The sequence below is a fragment of the Streptococcus sp. CL5.50 genome (assembly GCF_049738015.1).
Lineage (GTDB): Bacteria > Bacillota > Bacilli > Lactobacillales > Streptococcaceae > Streptococcus > Streptococcus mitis_CA.
Genome location: NZ_JBKOTR010000027.1, coordinates 1 through 1,263, shown reverse-complemented (window position 1 = coordinate 1,263; position 1,263 = coordinate 1). Strand labels below are relative to the sequence as shown.

At 33.3% G+C, this 1,263-nt stretch carries 1 protein-coding gene and 1 pseudogene; both read right to left on the bottom strand.

Annotated elements, in window-relative coordinates:
- Positions 1-705: hypothetical protein (locus tag ACLNCV_RS09695; RefSeq protein WP_424845157.1), on the bottom strand; the 705-nt coding region annotated here is incomplete at its 3' end.
- Positions 706-1,026: 321 nt separating this feature from the next.
- A pseudogene (locus ACLNCV_RS09690) lies at positions 1,027-1,263 on the bottom strand (hypothetical protein); the annotation flags it as partial.

Below are 1,263 nucleotides of genomic sequence, written 5' to 3'. Positions count from 1 at the left end.
AGCTTCATCTCCTTTTAATTGGGCATTGAGAGCGCCATAATAAGAAAACATGATTCGAGCTAGCTTATTTTCTGGTTTGGTGGTGTCGAAGTAGTCTGTAACTTCTCCATTAAGTATTTTTGATACTGGTTCAATTAAATCCAACATTCTATTTTTATCAATTATTTTAATTTTTTCCCAATCATAAGAAACTAAAAGTTTAGAAATTTCATCCGTCTCCCTTAAATGAAGGTATGATAATGATTCTATAAATACGATGTTTAGTTCATAAATACGTTTCAAATTCAATTTAGAACTTGTAACTCTTATTCGTTCAGCATATTGGATTGCCTCACTAAAATTCCCTTGATAGAAAGCACACCTAGCTAAACCCAGATTTAAGGCATTTAAATTCCCTGTTTTATTATCAGGCCGCCTTTCATAAGTTTCAGTTAAAAGAGAAATATATTTTATAAAATTCACTTGCTCGTATAAAATAACTTCTGCAACGTGATTTACTAAAAAATGAGTTATTACAACGATAATAGTCAGTAATGTTAGAAATATGAGCAATAATGTAGTAACGACGGTTGATTTTACGAATAATAAACTAAGTGCTGTTGCAATAATTGTCCAACGTAGATAAAATAAAATAAAAACCTCCAGTATACTGCAGATTCGAATTGATGACCAATTCGAGATATTCTTAGAAATATTATCTAACATAAAAAACTCCTATAAAAAATTACAAACTAATTTATACAAACAAACTAGCTAAATAAGCTAGTAAAGCACCTCCAGCTGTGACAAGTCCCCGCCAAAGAAGAATGCAGTAGCTACTACAACTCCAATTACTACTTCCTTAGGATGCTCTACAACCCAATTAAAAGCAATACCAACTACCTCACCAGTTGTATTAAAAATTTGAGTGAGATGATCTATCGTTCTTACCCCCGTCTCATTAGTAGTTTTAACTGTTGCGTAGTCTTGTTTGACCTGGTTATGTTCTTTCACATAGGTGACGTACGGTAAGAACTTATATCAGTTTTATCTTTCTAAATAGCTCTTCGCTTCCTGAACATAGAAAAGCTCGGGATTTTCATGGGCGATACTTTCAAACAAACTACGGGCACGCTCTTCATCTCCTTTTAGCTGTGCATTGAGAGCGCCGTAATAAGAAAACATGATTCGAGCTAGCTTACTTTCTGGTTCAGTAATGTCAAAGTAGTCGTTTGCTTCTTTATTGAATACAATATCTTTTATTGCTTGGGCTTGAGCAACAAT